20 protein-coding genes and 1 riboswitch are annotated in these 19135 nt (G+C 72.5%); of the genes, 12 read left to right on the top strand and 8 right to left on the bottom strand.

The features are described 5' to 3' along the window. Window positions 1-97: 97 nt before the first annotated feature. The 5 genes from JK359_RS22610 (at window position 98) to JK359_RS22590 (ending at window position 6328) form a co-directional block, all read left to right on the top strand. Window positions 98-1021: an ATP-binding cassette domain-containing protein gene (locus JK359_RS22610; RefSeq protein WP_307788238.1), complete on the top strand. Its 924-nt coding sequence runs from the start codon at window positions 98-100 to the stop codon at window positions 1019-1021. Then, window positions 993-3077, top strand: a complete 2085-nt coding sequence (locus JK359_RS22605; RefSeq protein ID WP_201838542.1) for a YhgE/Pip domain-containing protein — start codon at window positions 993-995, stop codon at window positions 3075-3077. Before JK359_RS22610 ends, JK359_RS22605 begins: the two co-directional genes overlap by 29 nt. Window positions 3078-3124: 47 nt before the next feature. Then, a complete protein-coding gene (locus tag JK359_RS22600; RefSeq protein WP_201838536.1) occupies window positions 3125-3754 on the top strand; it encodes a TetR/AcrR family transcriptional regulator in 630 nt (209 codons plus the stop codon). A 401-nt stretch (window positions 3755-4155) separates the two neighbouring features. Continuing rightward, complete coding sequence (locus JK359_RS22595; protein WP_201838534.1) at window positions 4156-4758, top strand: DUF4126 domain-containing protein; 603 nt, start codon at window positions 4156-4158, stop codon at window positions 4756-4758. Window positions 4759-4816: 58 nt separating this feature from the next. Further along, window positions 4817-6328 (top strand): phytoene desaturase family protein, encoded by a 1512-nt coding sequence (locus JK359_RS22590; protein ID WP_201838532.1) that lies wholly within the window; start codon window positions 4817-4819, stop codon window positions 6326-6328. A gap of 46 nt (window positions 6329-6374) precedes the next feature. Here the strand turns inward: JK359_RS22590 and JK359_RS22585 are convergent, their stop codons facing one another. The 6 genes from JK359_RS22585 to JK359_RS22560 all read right to left on the bottom strand — a co-directional run bounded on the left by JK359_RS22585 (window position 6375) and on the right by JK359_RS22560 (window position 11248). Beyond that, the gene (locus JK359_RS22585) at window positions 6375-7316 is read right to left on the bottom strand and encodes an SCO2102 family sporulation regulator (protein WP_201838530.1); all 942 of its coding nucleotides are present in this window, start codon (window positions 7314-7316) and stop codon (window positions 6375-6377) included. A gap of 56 nt (window positions 7317-7372) precedes the next feature. Continuing rightward, window positions 7373-8296: a methylenetetrahydrofolate reductase [NAD(P)H] gene (gene metF, locus JK359_RS22580; protein WP_201838528.1), complete on the bottom strand. Its 924-nt coding sequence runs from the start codon at window positions 8294-8296 to the stop codon at window positions 7373-7375. Between the two features lie 107 nt (window positions 8297-8403). Further along, on the bottom strand, window positions 8404-9051 hold the full coding sequence (thiE, locus tag JK359_RS22575; RefSeq protein ID WP_201838526.1) for a thiamine phosphate synthase: 648 nt from the start codon (window positions 9049-9051) through the stop codon (window positions 8404-8406). Window positions 9052-9142: 91 nt separating this feature from the next. Next, window positions 9143-9508 (bottom strand): Rv2175c family DNA-binding protein, encoded by a 366-nt coding sequence (locus JK359_RS22570; RefSeq protein WP_201838524.1) that lies wholly within the window; start codon window positions 9506-9508, stop codon window positions 9143-9145. Between the two features lie 124 nt (window positions 9509-9632). Further along, window positions 9633-10865 (bottom strand): NAD(P)/FAD-dependent oxidoreductase, encoded by a 1233-nt coding sequence (locus tag JK359_RS22565; protein ID WP_201838523.1) that lies wholly within the window; start codon window positions 10863-10865, stop codon window positions 9633-9635. Between the two features lie 32 nt (window positions 10866-10897). Further along, the gene (locus tag JK359_RS22560; protein ID WP_201838521.1) at window positions 10898-11248 is read right to left on the bottom strand and encodes an avidin-fold protein; all 351 of its coding nucleotides are present in this window, start codon (window positions 11246-11248) and stop codon (window positions 10898-10900) included. A 53-nt stretch (window positions 11249-11301) separates the two neighbouring features. Next, a riboswitch (TPP riboswitch) is annotated at window positions 11302-11413 on the top strand. Here JK359_RS22560 and thiO point away from each other — a divergent pair. The 6 genes from thiO (at window position 11411) to JK359_RS22530 (ending at window position 17430) form a co-directional block, all read left to right on the top strand. After that, entirely contained in the window at window positions 11411-12580 is a 1170-nt protein-coding gene (thiO, locus tag JK359_RS22555) for a glycine oxidase ThiO (protein ID WP_201838519.1), read from the top strand. Its footprint overlaps the riboswitch before it by 3 nt. Then, the gene (gene thiS, locus JK359_RS22550) at window positions 12577-12789 is read left to right on the top strand and encodes a sulfur carrier protein ThiS (protein ID WP_201838517.1); all 213 of its coding nucleotides are present in this window, start codon (window positions 12577-12579) and stop codon (window positions 12787-12789) included. Before thiO ends, thiS begins: the two co-directional genes overlap by 4 nt. 3 nt (window positions 12790-12792) lie before the next feature. Further along, the gene (locus tag JK359_RS22545; RefSeq protein ID WP_201838515.1) at window positions 12793-13587 is read left to right on the top strand and encodes a thiazole synthase; all 795 of its coding nucleotides are present in this window, start codon (window positions 12793-12795) and stop codon (window positions 13585-13587) included. Window positions 13588-13826: 239 nt separating this feature from the next. Then, window positions 13827-15755 (top strand): Stk1 family PASTA domain-containing Ser/Thr kinase, encoded by a 1929-nt coding sequence (pknB, locus tag JK359_RS22540; protein WP_201838509.1) that lies wholly within the window; start codon window positions 13827-13829, stop codon window positions 15753-15755. Window positions 15756-15933: 178 nt separating this feature from the next. Next, complete coding sequence (locus tag JK359_RS22535; RefSeq protein ID WP_201838507.1) at window positions 15934-16815, top strand: deoxyribonuclease IV; 882 nt, start codon at window positions 15934-15936, stop codon at window positions 16813-16815. A gap of 75 nt (window positions 16816-16890) precedes the next feature. Further along, on the top strand, window positions 16891-17430 hold the full coding sequence (locus JK359_RS22530; RefSeq protein ID WP_201839027.1) for a DUF4396 domain-containing protein: 540 nt from the start codon (window positions 16891-16893) through the stop codon (window positions 17428-17430). 18 nt (window positions 17431-17448) lie between these two features. Here the strand turns inward: JK359_RS22530 and JK359_RS22525 are convergent, their stop codons facing one another. Continuing rightward, a complete protein-coding gene (locus JK359_RS22525; protein WP_201838505.1) occupies window positions 17449-18081 on the bottom strand; it encodes a sulfite oxidase-like oxidoreductase in 633 nt (210 codons plus the stop codon). 176 nt (window positions 18082-18257) lie between these two features. Between JK359_RS22525 and bfr the strand changes: the two genes are divergently transcribed. Then, window positions 18258-18737 carry a bacterioferritin gene (bfr, locus tag JK359_RS22520; protein WP_201838503.1) on the top strand — a complete coding sequence of 160 codons (480 nt, stop codon included), beginning with the start codon at window positions 18258-18260 and terminating at the stop codon, window positions 18735-18737. A 10-nt stretch (window positions 18738-18747) separates the two neighbouring features. Here the strand turns inward: bfr and JK359_RS22515 are convergent, their stop codons facing one another. Then, window positions 18748-18972, bottom strand: coding sequence for a (2Fe-2S)-binding protein (locus JK359_RS22515; protein WP_201838494.1), 225 nt, complete (start codon window positions 18970-18972; stop codon window positions 18748-18750). Between the last annotated feature and the right edge of the window lie 163 nt (window positions 18973-19135).

Raw genomic sequence — 19135 nt, 5'->3', positions numbered from 1 at the left:
AATCCGTTCTGACCTGGGACTTTGCCTCGAGCGAAGGTTCGGGCGTATTTTTGCACTGACCAGTCAGTTCAAATACGTCAGGCAGGGGGCGGAGCCAGTGGACGGCGCGGACGGCGCGGAGGTCAGGGCCGAGGGCCTCGGGCTCAAGGGGCCACGCGGGTGGGTGTTCCGCGGTGTCACCCTTGACGCGGAGCCCGGCTCGCTGATCGCGATCGAGGGACCGTCCGGCTCCGGCCGCACGTGTCTGCTGCTCGCGCTCACGGGACGGATGAAGCCCACCGAAGGGGTGGCCACCGTGGGCGGGTTCAAACTCCCCCGGCACCTGGCGGCCCTGCGCCACGTCAGCGCGGTGGCCAACGTGACCGGCGTGACGGACCTGGAGCCCGCGCTGACCGTCGGGGAACACCTGCGGGAGCGGGCCCTGCTGCAGCGCCGCTTCGGCGACTCCCTGCGCGCGCTCCTGCGGCCGCGGTCCCGGCGCGCCCAGGAAGCGCGGCTGCGCGTGGACACCGCCCTGGCCGCCGCCGGACTCGACCTCGACAGCCTTCCCAAGGGTCCCCGGACGGCCGTCCGCGACCTGGAACGGATCGAGGAACTGCGCCTGTCCGTGGCCCTGGCCCTCGTCGGCCGGCCCCGGCTGCTGGGCGTCGACGACGTCGACATGAAGCTCTCGGACGCCGAGCGTGCCGAGGCCTGGGACCTGCTGCGGTCCCTCGCGCGCGCGGGGACGACGGTCGTGGCCGTGTCCCGCACCGCCCCCGGGGACTGCGTGCCCGTCTCGACGCGCCCGGGCGAGGAGAACACGGGCGAGGAGAACACGGGCGAAGGCGCCGGCGAGAGCAGCGGGAACAGCACGGGCGACGAGAGCAGCGAGAGCGACGGGAACGGCGCGAGCGGCGAAAGCTCCGGGAACAGCGAGAGCGGCGAGAGCGGCGGGGACAGCGAGAGCGGCGAGAGCGGCGGGGACAACGACACGAAGGAGGAGGGGGCCGATGCGCTCACCGAGGCTGGCCGCGCTTGAGCTGAGGCGCTTCGGGCGCGGGAAGCTGCCGCGCGCGGCCCTGGTCGCACTGCTCGTGCTGCCCCTGCTCTACGGCGCCCTCTACCTGTGGTCGTTCTGGGACCCGTACGGCCGTCTGGACCGCATCCCGGTGGCCCTGGTGAACGACGACAAGGGCGCCACGGCGGGCGGGAAGAAGCTCACCGCCGGTGACGACATCGTCGACGGGCTGCGCGACAGCCGGACCTTCGAGTGGCACGAGGTGAGCGACGCGGAGGCCCGCAAGGGCGTCGAGGACGGCACCTACTACCTGTCGCTGACCATGCCCGCCGACTTCAGCCGCCGCATCGCCTCCAGTTCGGGCGACTCCCCGGAGACCGGCGCCCTGCGGGTGCGCACCAACGACGCGAACAACTACATCGTCGGCCAGATCTCCCGCACGGTCTTCAACGAGGTGCGCACGGCCGCGTCCACCAAGGCCTCCCGGAACTTCCTGGACAAGATCTTCGTGTCGTTCTCCGACATCCACGACAAGACCGTCACCGCGGCCAAGGGCGCCGACAAGCTCAACACCGGCCTCGGAAAGGCGGAGAAGGGGTCCAAGGACCTCGCCGACGGCCTGAAGGACGCCAAGGGCGGCAGCGGCAAGCTGGCCAAGGGCCTGAACAAGCTCGACACCGGCGCCGGCGACCTGGAGGAGGGGTCGCGGCAGGTCGCCGACGGCACCCAGGCGCTCGCCGACAAGGTCGACGGCGTCTACGCCAAGGCGGGCCCGTTCATCAAGACCAACGAGAAGACCATCGGGGACACCGCCAAGCTGGTCTCCGACTCGGCCAAGGCGGTCAAGGACAACCTGGACGTGCTGGTGAAGCTCGCACCGGGTGCCGCCAAGACCGCGCACGCGTCCGCCGGTGTCCTGGACGAGGTCTACAAGAAGCGCTGCGAGCCGGCGCCCCTCCCCGACCCGGTCTGCCCGGACCTCAAGCGGGCCAAGACCGCCGCCGACGAGGTGGCCACCGTCGCCGACGACCTCAACACGCTCATCGCCGACCAGGACGGCGACCTGAAGACGATGCGGGACAACCTCGGCACGCTGCAGAAGCAGGCCGACGCGCTCGCCGAGCGCGCACCGCACCTCTCCGAGGACGTCGAGGACGCCGTCAAGAAGATCGACAAGCTCAACACCGGTGCGCACAAGGTCGCCACCGGCGCCGAGAAGCTGCACACCGGACTCGGCACCGCCCACACCGGCGCGGTCACCCTGGACAAGGGCCTGGGCACCGCCAAGTCGGGCGCCGAGACGCTGAACGGCGGCCTGTACAAGCTCTCGGACGGCTCGGGGAAGCTGGCCGGCGGGCTGCACTCCGGCGCCGAGAAGATCCCGGACTACGACGAGCAGGACCGCGACCGGCGCACCGGCGTGATGGCCGACCCGGTCCAGCTGGCCTCGCACGACCTGCACAAGGCGCCGAACTACGGCACCGGTTTCGCCCCCTACTTCATCCCGCTGTCCCTCTGGGTCGGCGCGATGGTGGCCTACATGCTGATCCCGCCGCTCAACCGGCGTGCCCTGGCGGCCGGTTCGCCGGCCTGGCGGATCGCGCTCGCGGGCTGGCTGCCCGTGGCCGCGGTGGGTGTCCTCCAAGTGGGGGCCCTGATGGCCGTACTGCACTGGGCGATCGGCCTGCAGATGCTGCGGGCGGCCGGCACGATCGGCTTCCTGTGCCTGGTCACGGCGTGCTTCGCGGCGATCGTGCAGTGGCTGAACGCCCGCTTCGGCGCGGCGGGCCGGATCCTGGTCCTCGCGCTGCTGATGCTCCAGCTGACCTCGGCGGGCGGCACCTACCCGGTGCAGACCAGCCCCCGCTTCTTCAACGCGATCCACCCGTATCTGCCGATGAGCTACATCGTGGAGGCGCTGCGCCGGCTGATCACGGGCGGCGGGCTCGGCCCGGTGTGGCAGGCGTGCGGCGTGCTCGCCGCGTTCACCGCCGGTGCCCTGGCGCTGACCGCCCTCGCGGCCCGGCGCCGCCAGGTGTGGACGCTGGACCGGCTGCACCCGGAGCTGAGCCTTTGATCCCGGGAGAGCCCCTGCACACGCGCGTACCTGTGAGAATCGGGGCCATGGAAAGCAGCAGCACCAGGTCCGGCGGCAGCACGCGCCGCGAGGCCACCCGCCAGAAGCTCTACGAGGCCGCCGTCACGCTCATCGCCGAGCAGGGTTTCTCCGCGACCACGGTGGACGAGATCGCCGAGCGGGCCGGGGTCGCCAAGGGCACGGTGTACTACAACTTCGCGAGCAAGTCCGTCCTCTTCGAGGAGTTGCTGCGGCACGGCGTGGGCCTGCTCACCGCCTCCCTGCAGGAGGCGGCCGAGTCGACCGCGCGCGCGGGCGGCAGCAAGGTGGACGCACTGGACGCGATGGTCCGCGCGGGGCTGGTCTTCATCGACCGCTACCCGGCCTTCACCCAGCTGTACGTCGCCGAGCTGTGGCGCACCAACCGGGCCTGGCAGTCCACCCTGATGGTCGTCCGGCAGGAGGCCGTCGCGGTGGTCGAGGGGGTGCTGCGCGAGGGCGTGGCGGCCGGGGAGTTCAGCGAAGAGATCGACGTCCAGCTGACCGCGGCGGCGCTGGTCGGCATGGTCCTGGTGGCCGCGCTGGACTGGAAGTCCTTCCAGCCGGAGCGTTCTCTGGACGACGTCCACGCGGCCCTGTCCCGGCTGCTCCAGGGCCGGGTCAGCGGCAGGGCCTGAGCGCGGGGAGCCGCTCCGGGCGCACACCGAAGGCGCCGGTCCGCTGCCGGACCGGCGCCTTCCGTTCCCCGTGCTCCCCCGTACTCCCCCGTGCTCCCCCGTGCCGCCCGTACTGCCGTACGGGCTCCCCCGTGCGGACCCCCGTGGTGGTCTTCCCCCCGGGACCCCCGTGTCTCGCTTCCGCCGACGGATCGGCGGAAGGAGCGGCCGGGGGGCGGGCGCCGTTCCGCCGCCCCGTGTCGTCGGTGCCGGGCCACGCCCCCTGCCGTGCCTCCACTCTCTCGTCCCAGGGCCGGCCGTCCCATCCGTGCAGGTACTCAATCGGCTCTCTGAGTACGCGTACTCAGCCGTCCGCGCGCATGCCCACGACTCCGGCCGCCCGGCTGGCTACGATCGCCTTCGTGTCCGTACTCCCCCTGGTCTTCACCAGCGGCTGGGCCAGCGGCATCAACGCCTACGCGGTGGTGCTGCTGCTCGGTCTCTTCGGCGCGACGGGGATGAGCGACGACGTCCCGCAGACGTTGCAGCGCCCCGAGGTGCTGATCGCCGCCGGCGTGCTGTTCCTGTGCGAGGCCGTCGCCGACAAGATCCCCTACGTCGACTCCGTCTGGGACTCGGTCCACACCGTGGTCCGGCCGCTCGCGGGCGCCTGGGTGGGGGCGCTGCTCGCCGGGCACAGCGGCTCGCTCTCGGACGTGACGGCCGGCCTGGTGGGCGGGTCGACGGCGCTGGCCAGCCACACCGTCAAGGCCGGGACCCGGATGGCGGTCAACACCTCGCCCGAGCCGTTCAGCAACTTCGTGCTGAGCGCCGCCGAGGACCTCGGCGTCGGCGCGATCGTCGCGTTCGCGATGTTCCATCCGCGGGCGGCGGCGATCATCGCGGCCGTCCTGCTGGCGGGCGGGCTGCTGACCCTGGTCTTCCTCATCTCCCGCATCCGGCGCTTCCTGCGCCGCCGGGCCCAGCGGCGCGAGGAGCGGCGCCTGGCCTCACGGTCCCCTTGACCTGCGCCGCAGCCGCCCGGCGGCCGGACTGTCGGTGGCGGTCGATAAAGTCGCAGGCATGGCACGGATTGCGGTGATCGGCGCCGGCATGGGCGCGATGGCGGCTGCTGCCCGGCTGGCCGTCGCCGGCCACCGGGTGACGGTGTACGAGCGGACGGAGACGTACGGCGGTGCGGTGCGCCGGTTCGAGCGGGACGGTTTCCGCTTCGACACGGGCCCGGGACTGCTGACCCTGCCTGCGGTGTACCGCGACCTGTTCGTCAAGACCGGCAAGAAGCCGCTGGAGGACTGCGTCGAGCTGGTCCAGGTCGACCCGTCTGCCCGGCACGTCTTCGCGGACGGCACTGAGGTGACGCTGCCGAACGCCTCCCGCGCCGGTGTGGTCGCGGCCCTGGACGAGGCGCTCGGCGCGGGGACGGGCGGGCGGTGGGGCGACTTCCTGGTGCGGGCCCGCGAGGCCTGGGACCGCACGCGCCGGCCGCTGCTGGAGGAACCGCTGTGGCCCAACTGGCGGGTGCTGGCCGACAAGGAGCCGTACCCGGCGGTCCCGCACAAGCGGCTGCTGCGTACCCGGCGGGCCGGGACCCTGGCCGAGATCGGCTCCTGGGAACTGCGTGACGACCGGCTCGAGGGCATCCTCATGAGCCACGCGCTCGCGTACGGCCTCGCGCCCTGGTCCGCTCCGGCCGCCGCGGCCGTGCTGCCGTACATGGAGCATGCCTTCGGCACCTGGTACGTACGCGGCGGGATCCGTGAACTGGCGCGCGCGGTGTACGAGCGCTGCCTGGAACGGCGGGTCGAGTTCGTCTTCGGTGCCGAGGTCACCCGGATCCGCGAGAAGGACGGCCGGGCCGCGGGGGTGGAACTGGCCGACGGCAGTGCCGCCGAAGCGGACCACGTCGTGGCGGACGTGCACCCGGCGCTGCTGCGGGCACTGACGGACCATCACCTGGACGACGAGGGCGACGTCCGGGCCGACCCCGGCGCCACCCCGCCCGCCCGGTTCACGCTGCTGCTCGCCCTGCGCGGCCGGCGGCAGCCAGGAGCCGTCCACCGCACGGTCGTTCATCCGGCGGCCCCCGAGTCGGAGTGGGACTTCCTGGCCTCGCCCGGCGGCGACGAGCCCCGCTGTCCGACGGTGACCGTGCTGCGCCCCGACGACCCGGCACTGCGGCCCGACGAGGAGCACGAGTCGGCGGTGCTGTCCGCCACGGTGTCCGCCGAGGCCGACTGGGACGACGACGAGACGGTCCGGCGGTACACGGACTTCCTCCTCCAGGCGGCCGAGCGCGCGGTGCCGGGACTGCGCGAGCGTGTGCTGTGGCACGAGGTACGAGCGCCCGGCGACACCGAGGCCGAGACGGGCGCCCGGTCCGGGGCCGTGCCCGCGCCCGCCCTCGCCGCCGGCCGAGGCCGCTTCCTGCACCCGTCGAACACCACCCGGCTGCCCGGGCTGTACCGGGTCGGCGGCTGGTCCCACCCGGGCGGCGGCCTCCCGCACGCCGGCATGTCGGGCGCACTGGTGGCCGGCCTGATCGTGGAGGGCCCGGAGTTCCGCGGCTCCCAGTGACCCGGACCCGGTGTGAGCCCGTGGCGGGGCCGGGGCCCCGGAGGGCTCAGAAGCGGTACTGCTCGTCGTATCCGGGGCCGGGCTGCGGTTGCTGTCCGCCCGCCTGGTGCGGGTACGGCTGCTCCTGCGGCAGCTCGCCGCCGTAGGCCTCGTCGGTGCGCTGCTGCGGCACCCACACCCCGCCGGCCGGGGTCTCGCCGTAGCCGCCGGTGGCGTACGGGTCCTGGGCGTAGCCCTGCTGCTGCCCGTACGGCTGGCCGTAGCCCTGGTCGTAGGAGCCGTAGGACTGGCTGCCGATGTACGGGTCGGAGTAGTTGGCGTAGCCCTGCTGGCCCGCGCTGTCGTAGCCGTAGCCCTGCTGGGCGTAGCCGGAGTAGTCGTAGGCGTAGCTCTGCTGGGCGGCGACCTGGGGCTGCTGGGCGTTCGCGTAGGCGGTGTCGCCGTAGACGCCGTAGTTGCCGGTGTCGTCGGGGAGGGGCAGCGGCTCGTAGACGGCGGTGCTCTCGGCGGCCGTGGGCTCGGCCGCCGTGCGCGAGGGTGCCGGCGTGAAGACGTCGTCGCGGTCGTAGTCGTCGTGGTCGCCGTGGTCGCCGTGCGTCTGGCCGCGGCCGTAGCCGTCGGCGGCCTGCTCGTCGGCGGGGTCGCCGAACTCCGGGTCGGTGTCCAGCGGGCCCTCGTCGTGCCGGTCCGCCCGGCCGCGGCGGCGCTTGCTGCCGCCGCCGGCCTCGGCGTCGGGCCGCTTGACCGCCCAGCCGGCGGCGAAGCCGCGGCGGAACGACAGCGTGACCCAGGTCTGGCCGACCGCGAAGGCGATCGCGCCCAGCCCGATCACGATCACCGAGTGCATCAGCACACCGAGCACGACGCCGAGGAAGCCGGCGAAGGCGAGAAGGCGCCAGCGCAGGCGCGCCTTGTACTGCAGCAGCACCTCGCCCAGCAACCACAGCGCGACGATGCCGAACGCGATGTAGAGGACCGTCCAGCCCATGTACGCCCCTCTCCCAGTGACCGCTACGCAGTGTGTCGTATTGCGGGGCGGCCGGTCTAGGCCTGCCGGGTGTGGTGCAGGCCCAGGTTCTCGTAGATCTCCAGGGTCGCCGTGGAGTTGTTGAGCGTGATGAAGTGCAGTCCGGGCACCCCCTCGGCAAGCAGCCGAGCGCAGAACTCCGTGGCGAACTCGATACCGATGGAGCGTACCGCCGCCGGATCGTCCTTCGCTGTGAGGATGCGCTCTTTCAGGGCGTCCGGGAACAGCGCCGTGCTGAGCTTCGGCACCCGTTCCAGCATCTTCACGCTCGTGACCGGCAGGACCTCGGGGATGACCGGGGTGTCGCAGCCCGCGGCCGCCACCCGGTCGCGCAGCCGCAGGTACGACTCCGGCTGGAAGAACATCTGTGTGATGGCGTAGTCGGCACCCGCGCGGCACTTGTCGACGAAGTGCCGGACGTCGGTGTCCCAGTCCGTGGAACGCGGATGCATCTCGGGGAAGGCGGCGACGCCCACGCAGAAGTCGCCCGACTCCTTGATGAGCCGGACGAGTTCCGCCGCGTAGGTCAGGCCCCGCGGGTGCGGGACCCAGTCGCCCATCGGGTCGCCGGGCGGGTCGCCGCGCACGGCGAGGATGTTGCGGATGCCGGCGTCCGCGTACTGGCCGATGATGTTGCGCAGTTCGGCGATGGAGTGGTCGACCGCGGTCAGGTGGGCGACCGGCGTGAGCGTGGTATCGACGACGATCTGCTGCGTCTCGCGGACCGTGGTCGTGCGCGTGGTGCCGCCGGCGCCGTAGGTGACGGAAACGAAGTCGGGGGCCACGGCCTCGACCCTGCGCAGCGCGTTCCACAGGCTCCGCTCGCCCTTGGGCGTCTTCGGCGCGTAGAACTCGAAGGAGTACGTCGTCTTGCCGGAGGCGAGGATGTCGCGCACGGTGCGTGCGCGATCAGTCCTGGTGGATGCGGTTCCGAGGGCCATACCGGCAGGTTAGCCAGGGCAGGGCGGTCCCCCAACCGCACATCGGAAATTTGCCCGAATTGTCGACTTACTGTCCACCCCTTGGACAGATTTCCGGACAGGCGGCGTCAGGCCTGCCGCAGTCGCTTCGCGAACTCCGACGCCGCCGCGCCCGGGTCGTCCGCCTCGGTGATCGCACGGACCACCACCACCCGGCGGGCGCCCGCGTCCAGCACCTGGTCGAGGTTGCCGAGGTCGATGCCGCCGATGGCGAACCAGGGGCGGTCGGTGCCGAGGCCCGCCGTGTGGCGGACCAGGTCGAGGCCGGGGGCGTGCCGGCCCGGCTTGGTCGGCGTGGGCCAGCAGGGGCCGGTGCAGAAGTAGTCCACGCCCTCCTGGGCGGCGGCAGCGGTGGCCTCGGCCTCGGCGTGCGTGGAGCGGCCGATCAGGACGTCCTGGCCGAGGATCGCCCGGGCGGCCGGGACCGGAAGGTCGCCCTGGCCCAGATGCAGCACGTCTGCGCGGGCCGCGTGGGCGACGTCCGCCCGGTCGTTGACCGCGAGCAGCTTGCCGTGCCGGGCGCAGGCGTCGGCGAACACCCGCAGGTGCTCCAGTTCCTCGGCGGCCTCCATGCCCTTGTCGCGCAGCTGCACGATGTCGACACCGCCGGCCAGGACCGCGTCCAGGAACTCGGGCAGATCGCCCTGGCGCCTGCGGGCGTCCGTGCAGAGGTACAGGCGGGCGCCGGCGAGCGCGGCGCGGGCTGTGTCGGACATGCGTGGGTCCCCCCGGGGTCGGTGTACCTGGCGGTGCCGGCGGTGGCGTACGGGCTCCCGGCCCGCACGCCACCTCCTGGTGCGGGTCGCCTCAGACGGCGAGCGCCTGGGCGCGGCGCTTCACCTCCGTGCCGCGATTCTCGCTCAGGGCCTGCGCGGGGGTGCCGGGCAGGGTCGGGTCGGGGGTGAAGAGCCACTCGATCATCTCTTCGACCGTGAAGCCGTCGTCCCGCAGGAGCGTCAGGGTCCCGGCCAGGCCCTTGACGACCTTGTCGCCGTCGATGAAGGCGGCGGGGACGTGCAGCGCCCTGTTCTCACCTCGGCGTACGGCGACGAGCTGGCCCTCCTTGACCAGCTGCCGGACACGCGTCACCTCGACGCCGAGCATCTCGGCGATGTCGGGCAGGGTGAGCCAGGCGGGGACGAGAGCATCGATCTTTGCGTCAATCTCGGTCACGCCACCTAGCGTAGGCGCTCAGCCGGACCGGCCGCGATCGGTCGCCCTTCGGGTGCGGCGCCGTCGTGGCTGGTCGCGCAGGTTCCCCCGGGCCCTTTCGGGGCGCTGCCCCCCGCCGCGTGGGTCAGTCGGCCGTCGCGTCCTTCAGAGGCCGGGCCGGGTCCGCCAGGGCCTCCGGGTTCATGGGGCGGCCCGATTCGATCAGTCTGCGGCCCTGGGCCAGATCGCGGGGGCGGCCCACCGCCAGCAGGGCGACCAGGCGGTCCTCGCGCAGCCAGCACACCGACCAGGACGGGCCCGCCGGGTCGCCCCGCCAGACCATGCGCTCGGCGGCGCCGTGGTGGCCGGCGTACTGCACGAACCGGCCGAACTGCTCGGACCAGAAGTACGGCACCGGGTCGTAGACCGCGGGTGTCTCACCGAGGACGTTCGCGGCGACCGTGCGCGGCCCCTGGAGGGCGTTGTCCCAGTGGTGGACGAGCAGCCGCTCGCCGTAGCGGGCCGAGGGGAAGGAGGCGCAGTCGCCGACGGCGTACACGTCCGGCAGGGAGGCACGCAGATGAGCGTCCGCGAGCACCTCACCGTGCGCGCCCAGCCCGATGCCGGACCCGGCCAGCCAGGCGGTGGCGGGGCGGGCGCCGATGCCGACCACGACGGCGCCCGCGGGCAGCCGGGTGCCGTCGACGAGCACCACCACGCCGGGCTCGATGTGCTCCACGCGCGCACCGGTGCGCAGTTCGATGCCGCTGTCGGCGTACCAGGCGGCCATGGGCGCGGCGACCTCGGCGGGCAGGGCGCCGGCGAGCGGCCGGTCGGCGGCCTCCACGACGGTCACCGTGCAGCCGGCCTCGCGGGCGGCCGTGGCGAACTCCGCGCCGATCCAGCCGGCGCCGACGACCACGACGTCGTGCTGCCGGGCGAGGACCGGCCGCAGCCGTTCGGCGTCGTCCAGGGTGCGCAGCAGGTGGACGCCGGGCACGCCCTCGGTGCCGGGCAGCGTGATCGGTTCGGCGCCGGTCGCGAGGACCAGGACGTCGTACGGCACCGGGCCCGCCTCGGTGTCCAGCTCGCGGGCGGCCGGGCGCAGACCGTACACCTCGCAGCCCAGGCGCAGCTCGACGCCGAGCGACTCGAAGTCGACGTCGAACGCGGAGTCCTCGGCCTTGCCGAGCAGCACGGCCTTCGACAGCGGCGGCCGGTCGTACGGCTGGTGCGGCTCGGCGCCGATGACGGTCACACTGTCCCGGAAGCCCTGCTCCCGCAGGGCGACCGCGGTCTGCACCCCGGCCATGCCGGCACCGACGACGACCACGCGCCGCCCCGGTGACGTGCCCTCTTGCGCTGTCTGCTCGCTCACCCGATCACCATAGACAACTGACGTTCTGTCAGTCAGGGGGCGTGCTCGGTGAGCTGTTCCACAACACTCGTACCGGACCCGGGCCGGGACTCCCACTCCCAGGTCTCCTCCAGGCGCACCCGCCCGTCCGGCAGCTCCACGACCGTGGACACACAGTGTCCCGAGGCGGTCGTCCCGTCGGTCCTGAGCTGGACGTACCGGAAGTCCAGCCGGTCGCCCTCGCGGGTACCGACCAGATGGCCCCGTACGACGTCCCCGCCCGCGTACTCGGCCCAGATCTCGCCGTCCTTCTCGTGGTAGGCGAACCGGGTGCGGGTGCCCACCTGACCTGGGGCTTGGTCCGCGACGGGGGTGAGTGTCAGTCCGTCGAGCGAGCGGGCCATCGAACAGGGGTCCCTTACGAGTGACGAGCGGTGCGGGCTAGGGTGGCCACCGTACAAGCACTCGCGGGAGCCCGGACGCACCGGGCTGAGAGGGAGGCTGGCGGCCTCCGACCGTACGAACCTGATCCGGGTCATGCCGGCGAAGGGAGGGGCTGGACGCCCATGTCGTCACGTACGTCCGACGTCCTCGTCATCGGGGGCGGAATCATCGGCCTGGTCACGGCCTGGCGGGCCGCGCAGCGCGGGTTCGCCACCGCCGTGCTGGACCCCGCGCCCGGTGGCGGGGCCGCGCAGGTCGCGGCCGGGATGCTGGCCGCGGTCACCGAACTGCACTACGGCGAGGAGACGCTGCTCGCCCTGAACCTGGAATCGGCCCGCCGCTATCCCGGCTTCGCGGCCGAGCTGACCGAACTGACGGGCCACGACCTCGGCTACCGCCGCTGCGGCACCCTCGCCGTCGCGCTCGACGCCGACGACCGGGCCGGGCTGCGCGAACTGCACGCCCTGCAGCAGCGTTCGGGCCTTGCGTCGGAGTGGCTGTCCGGGCGGGAGTGCCGGCGCCTGGAACCGATGCTGGCGCCCGGGGTGCGCGGCGGGCTGCGGGTCGACGGCGACCACCAGATCGACCCGCGGCGGCTGGCGGCGGCCCTGGTGACCGCGTGCGAACGCGCCGGCGTGGAGTTCCACCACACGTGGGCCGAACGGCTGGACGTGGTACGGGACCGGGCCGCCGGGGTCACCACCGCGGACGGCACGGCACTGCGCGCGGAGCGGGTGGTGCTGGCGGCGGGAAGCCTCAGCGGACGGCTCGCCGGCGTGCCGGACGAGCTGCTGCCCCCGGTGCGGCCGGTCAAGGGGCAGGTGCTGCGGCTGACCGTGCCGCGCCGGTACGCCCCCTTCCTGAGCCGGACCGTGCGGGCCGTGGTGCGGGGCAGCCACGTCTACCTGGTGCCCCGCGAGAACGGCGAACTGGTCGTCGGCGCCACCAGCGAGGAGCTGGGCTGGGACACCACGGTCACCGCGGGCGGCGTGTACGAGCTGCTGCGCGACGCCCACGAGCTGGTGCCCGGCATCACCGAGCTGCCGCTCACCGAGACCCGGGCCGGACTGCGGCCCGGCTCCCCGGACAACGCCCCGCTGCTCGGCCCGTCCGGCCTGGACGGGCTGCTGCTGGCCACCGGGCACTACCGCAACGGGGTGCTGCTCACCCCGGTCACCGGGGACGTGCTGGCGCACGCCCTGCTCACCGGTGAGCTTCCCGAGGAGGCACGTCCGTTCACCCCGCAGCGCTTCCACGCCGCGGTCCCGGCCCGTCTGGAGCAGCACGCATGAGCGTCTCCGTCACCATCTCCGTCAACGGCGAACCCCGCGAGATCGCTCCCGGCACCGCGCTGGAGGCCCTGGTGCGGACGCTCACCGCGGCACCGCGCGGGGTGGCCGCCGCCGTCAACGAGACCGTCGTCCCGCGTGCGCAGTGGGCGACGACCGCCCTCGCGGAGGGCGACCGGATCGAAGTTCTCACCGCTGTGCAGGGAGGCTGAGCCATGGCCGACGATCCCTTGGTCATCGGAGGGGTGACCTTCTCGTCCCGGCTGATCATGGGCACGGGCGGTGCGCCCAGCCTGGACGTGCTGGAGCGGGCGCTGATCGCCTCCGGCACGGAACTGACGACGGTCGCGATGCGCCGGGTGGACCCTGCCGTGCACGGATCGGTGCTGTCGGTGCTGGACAAGCTCGGCATCCGGGTGCTGCCGAACACCGCGGGCTGTTTCACCGCCGGGGAGGCCGTGCTGACCGCCCGGCTGGCCCGGGAGGCGCTGGGCACGGACCTGGTCAAGCTGGAGGTCATCGCCGACGAGCGGACGCTGCTGCCGGACCCGGTGGAGCTGCTCGAGGCGGCGGAGACGCTGGTGGACGACGGGTTCACGGTGCTGCCCTACACGAACGACGACCCCGTGCTGGCGCGGAAACTGGACGACGTCGGCTGTGCCGCGGTGATGCCGCTCGGCTCGCCGATCGGGTCCGGGCTCGGGATCCGCAACCCGCACAACTTCCAGCTGATCGTGGAGCACGCGCGCGTGCCGGTGATCCTGGACGCGGGGGCCGGTACGGCGTCCGACGCGGCGCTGGCGATGGAGCTGGGGTGTGCGGGGGTCATGCTGGCGTCGGCGGTGACGCGGGCGCAGGAGCCGGAACGGATGGCGGCGGCGATGCGGCTCGCGGTGGAGGCCGGGCGGCTGGCTCGGCTGGCGGGGCGGATTCCGCGGCGGTATCTCGCCGAGGCGTCGTCTCCTGCGGAGGGCCTGGCCGTGCTGGATCCCGAGCGTCCCGCGTTCTGAGCCGGAGCGGCGGCGGGCCATTCCCCTCCCACCCACGCACCGCACATGACCCTCGGCCGAGAGGCGGGACTCTCCCATGGGGCGTCCTCGCCGCCGGCGGCCGCGGGCGGGGGGCCACCGGCCGCGGGGGCGGGTTCGTCGCGTGCTGTCGTGTGTCGCGTCACAGGTCGGCTTCAGTGCCTGGCGGAAAGCGGTCTCGGCGGGGGAAGCGCCGGTCGCTCCTCGTACACTCGCCTCTCGTGGATACGACCCTTCAGGACCCCCTCGTCGGGCAGGTGCTCGACGGCCGTTATCGCGTCGACGCGCGGATCGCGGCCGGCGGGATGGCCACGGTCTACCGGGCCCTGGACACCCGTCTGGACCGTGTGCTCGCGCTGAAGGTGATGCACCCGACACTCGCGTCCGACGGGTCCTTCGTCGAACGCTTCATCCGGGAGGCGAAGTCGGTCGCCCGGCTCGACCACCCCAACGTGGTGCAGGTCTACGACCAGGGTGCCGACGGGTCGTACGTCTACCTGGCGATGGAGTACATCGCCGGGTGCACCCTGCGGGACGTGCTGCGCGAGCGGGGTGCCGTGCAGCCGCGGGCCGCCCTGGACATCCTGGAACCGGTGCTCGCCGCGCTCGGCGCCGCGCACCGGGCCGGGTTCGTGCACCGGGACATGAAGCCCGAGAACGTGCTGATAGGCGACGACGGCCGGGTCAAGGTGGCCGACTTCGGACTGGTGCGGTCCGTGGACACGGTGACCAGCACCACCGGTGCCGTGCTCGGGACCGTGTCGTATCTCGCGCCGGAGCAGATCGAGCAGGGCACCACCGACCCGCGGGTCGACGTGTACGCCTGCGGCGTCGTCCTCTACGAGATGCTGACGGGCGCGAAGCCGCACTCCGGGGACTCCCCGGCCCAGGTGCTCTACAAGCACATGCACGAGGACGTGCCGCCGCCCTCCGCGCTCGTGCCGGGGCTGCCGTACCCGCTGGACGAGCTGGTCGCGTCGGCCACCGCGCGCACCCCCGACATCCGGCCGCATGACGCCGTGGCGCTGCTCGCGCAGGTCCGCGACGCCCGCCAGGGGCTGACCGACGAGCAACTGGACACGCTGCCGCCGCAGGCACTGACGGCGGAGCACGACAACGCGGACGACCGTACGAGCGTGATCCCGCGCGCGCTGACCGTGCCCCGGCCACTGCCCGTCGGCGACGCCGGCCCCGAGGACGGGACGGACCGCACCTCCCGCTTCCAGAGCCCGCCCGTGCCGCCGCGCGCCGGCCCGGCCCGGCCGCGGCGCGCGATGCTGGCGGTGATCGCGGCGGTGCTGGTGCTGCTCGGCGTCGGCACCGGGGTCTGGTACATCAACTCGGGCCAGTTCACGAAGGTCCCGCCGCTGCTGACGAAGACGGAGGCGCAGGCCAGGGAGCGGCTGAAGTCGGCCGGGCTCGACGTCGGGCAGGTCAAGCGCGCCTACAGCGACACCGTCAGACGCGGCACGGTCATGGGCAGCGACCCGGCGCCGGGCGCGCGTATCCGGGACCACGACCCGGTCACGCTGACCGTCTCGCTGGGCCCGGAGACGGTGAACGTGCCGAACGTGGAGGGGCAGCCGCTGGCGAAGGCGCAGGCACGGCTGAAGGCGGACGGCCTGGAGCCGGGCATGGTCACCCGTGAGGTCAGCGAGGACGTCCCGAAGGGCTCGGTGATCGGTACCACGCCGGACGCGGGCACCAAGCGGCACGCGGGCTCGGCGATCGCGCTGACCGTCAGCAAGGGACGCCCGATCGACGTGCCGGACGTGACCGGTGACGACCTGGACAGCGCGAAGCAGGAGCTGACGGACGCCGGGCTGAAGGTGCGGGTCGCCGCCGAGCAGGTCAACTCCTCCGAGTTCGACAAGGGCGAGGTGGCCGCGCAGAGCCCCCGCGAGGGCAACCGGGCCGCCGAGGGCGACACGGTGACGCTGACGGTGTCCAAGGGCCCGGAGATGATCGAGGTCCCGGACGTGGTCGGGGACAGCGTGGACGACGCCCACGAGGCCCTGGAGGGCGCGGGCTTCGAGGTGGACGAGGACCGCGGGCTGCTCGGGCTGTTCGGCGACACCGTCGATAAGCAGTCGGTGGACGGCGGCGACAAGGCGCCCAAGGGGTCGACGATCACGATCACCATCCGGTGACCTGGTGCCCCGTGACCGCGGCCTGCGGTGACCTGGTTCACCGGTGACCGCGGCGGCGACCCGGTGCACCGTGACCGCGGTCCGCGGTGACCTGGTTCGCCGTGACCGCGGCCTGCGGTGACCTGGTTCACCGGTGACCGCGGTCCGGGGGACCGGGGGGACGTGACACCCTGAACGGGTGAGTTCCGATCAGTCCTCCCCCCTCCCCCGCAACCCTGTCGGCGGCCATGTGCCCGTGGCCGGCGGCCTGCACTCCGTGGGGCTGTCGTACGCCCGTGAGCTGGAGGCCGAGACCGTGCAGGTCTTCGTCGCCAACCCGCGCGGCTGGGCGACGCCCGCCGGCAACCCGCGGCAGGACGAGGCGTTCCGCGCGGCCTGCGCCGAGCAGTCGGTCCCGGCGTACGTGCACGCCCCCTACCTGATCAACTTCGGTTCGCACACCGAGGCGACCGTGGAGCGGTCGGTGGAATCGCTGCGGCACTCGCTGCGGCGCGGCCGGGAGATCGGTGCGCTGGGCGTCGTCGTGCACACCGGCAGCGCGACGGGCGGCCGGGCCCGGGACGTGGCGCTGAAGCAGGTGCGCGAGCACATGCTGCCGCTGCTGGACGAGCTGACGCACGAGGACGACCCGTTCCTGCTGCTGGAGTCGACCGCCGGGCAGGGCGCCTCGCTGTGCTCGCGCACCTGGGACTTCGGGCCCTACTTCGATGCCCTGGACGCCCATCCGAAGCTGGGCGTGTGCCTGGACACCTGCCACGTCTTCGCCGCCGGGCACGACCTGACCGGGCCGACCGGGATGCACCAGACGCTGGACCTGCTGGTGGAGACGGTCGGCGAGAACCGGCTGAAGCTGATCCACGCCAACGACTCCAAGGATGTGGTGGGCGCGCACAAGGACCGGCACGAGAACATCGGTGCCGGTCACATCGGCGAGGACCCCTTCCGGGCGCTGATGGCCCACCCGGCGACGGCAGGGGTGCCCCTGATCATCGAGACGCCCGGCGGCAAGGAGGGACATGCGGCGGACGTCGCACGGCTGAAGAGGCTCCGGGATTCCTGACCCGTTGAGGAATACCCCCGGGGGGTATACGGTTCCTGTCAGTCGCAGGAACCGTCGCTCGGCATGGGGGAAACCATGGACCACTCGGCTCACACCGACCACGAGCACCACGAGCAGCACCACGAGCACCGCGAACGCAAGCAGCACGGGCCCCACCAGCACCATGGCCACGCCCCCGTCGCCACCTGGTCGACGGCCGCGCAGGCCACCCTGCACTGCCTCACCGGCTGCGCCGTCGGCGAGGTGCTCGGCATGGTCATCGGCACGGCGCTGGGGTGGGGCAACCTGCCGACCACCCTGCTGGCGATCGTGCTGGCCTTCTTCTTCGGCTACTCGCTCACCCTGCGCGGGGTGCTGCGCGCCGGCGTGGACTTCCGCACCGCCTTCCGGGTGGCGCTGGCCGCGGACACCCTGCCCATCGCCGTGATGGAGCTGATCGACAACGGCGTGATCCTCCTGTGGCCGTCGGCGACCGACGCCATGGTGGGCGACGCGCTGTTCTGGATCTCGCTGGCGGTGTCGCTCGCGATCGCCTTCGTGGTGACCACCCCGGTCAACAAGTGGACCATCGGCCGCGGCAAGGGACACGCCGTGGTGCACCAGTACCACCACTGACCCGCCGCGGGCCAGGGATCACAGCTCGGGGCCGTCCCCGGGCTCTTCCTGGTAGGAGTAGCGCTGTTCCTTCCAGGGGTCGCCGATGTTGTGGTAGCCGCGCTCCTCCCAGAAGCCGCGGCGGTCGGCGGTCATGTACTCCACGCCCCGGACCCACTTGGGCCCCTTCCAGGCGTACAGCTGGGGCACGATCAGACGGACCGGGAAGCCGTGCTCGGCGGTGAGGAGTTCACCGTCCTTGTGGGTGGCGAAGATCGTCCGCTCGGAGGCGAAGTCCGCGAGACGCAGGTTCGAGCTGAAGCCGTACTCCGCCCACACCATCACATGGGTGACGTCCGGAGCCGGCGGGGCGAGGTCCAGGACGGTCCGGGCCGGGACGCCGCCCCACTCCGCACCGACCATGCTGAACTTCGTCACGCAGTGCAGATCGGCCACCACGGTGGTGTACGGCAGGGCCGTGAATTCCTCGTGGTTCCAGGTGTGCTTGTCGCCGTCGGCGGTGGCGCCGAAGACCCGGAACTCCCAGCGCTCGGGCCGGAACTTCGGGACGGGCCCGTAGTGCGTGACCGGCCAGCCTCGCTGGAGCCGCTGACCCGGCGGAAGCTCGGTGCCTGCCGCTGCTCCAGACTCTCGCTCCACCGGATGACCCATGTATCCATCCTGACAGACCTCGGGCAGTGCCCTTGACCACCCACTCACGAACCGGACAACTGCCATCAACTCAGTGCGTACTTACTAAGTACGCACTTACTGGACGATCTTCGTTGCCGGTGCAATCATGCCGCCGCGTACCTCCCCCGTCCCTCCGAGTGGAAGGAGCCGCTGCGATGCAGGGCGACCCCGAGGTCATCGAGTTCCTCAACGAGCAGCTCACCGGCGAGCTGACCGCCATCAACCAGTACTTCCTGCACGCGAAGATGCAGGAGAACTTCGGCTGGACGAAGCTCGCCAAGTACACGCGGCACGAGTCGTTCGACGAGATGAAGCACGCCGAGGTACTCACCGACCGGATCCTGTTCCTGGACGGGCTGCCCAACTACCAGCGGCTGTTCCACGTCCGGGTGGGACAGACGGTCCGGGAGATGTTCGAGGCCGACCGGCAGATCGAGGTGGAGGCGATCGACCGGCTCAAGCGGGGCATCACGGTGATGCGCGAGAAGGGCGACATCACGTCCGCGAACATCTTCGAGGACATCCTCGCCGACGAGGAGCACCACATCGACTACCTGGACACCCAGCTGGAGCTGGTGGAGAAGCTCGGCGAGGCGCTGTACATCGCCCAGCTGATCGAGCAGCCGGACAGCTGACGCGCGGGAGCTAGGCCGCCTCGTCCAGCGAGGTCAGGACGGGCTTGCCACGGTCGGCCAGCTCGCGGCGCGGGCAGGCGCCACGGCCGAGGAGGGCCTGGATCCGGCGGACGCAGGAACCGCAGTCGGTGCCGGCCTTGGAGGCGGAGGCGATCTGGCGCGGGGTGCAGGCGCCGTTCTCCGCGTGCTCCTTGACCTGGGCCTCGGTGATGCCGAAGCAGCTGCAGACGTACACGCGGATTCACCTCCCGCCGGGATCGCTGTCTCTTGCCGTCCCGTGTTCCGGTGAGGCAAACCTAACCTTACCCATCCCGCGGGGCCCGCAAAAGTGGGTGGGGCGCGGATCCGGTGTGATCCGCGCCCCAAGGTGGGTCAACGCCGGCCCGTCACTGGTCCCG

It is taken from the genome of Streptomyces actinomycinicus, from assembly GCF_016741775.1.
In the GTDB taxonomy this organism is placed as follows: domain Bacteria; phylum Actinomycetota; class Actinomycetes; order Streptomycetales; family Streptomycetaceae; genus Streptomyces; species Streptomyces actinomycinicus.
The sequence above is the reverse complement of the archived record's forward strand: the minus strand, read 5'-3'. Positions and strand labels throughout refer to the sequence as shown.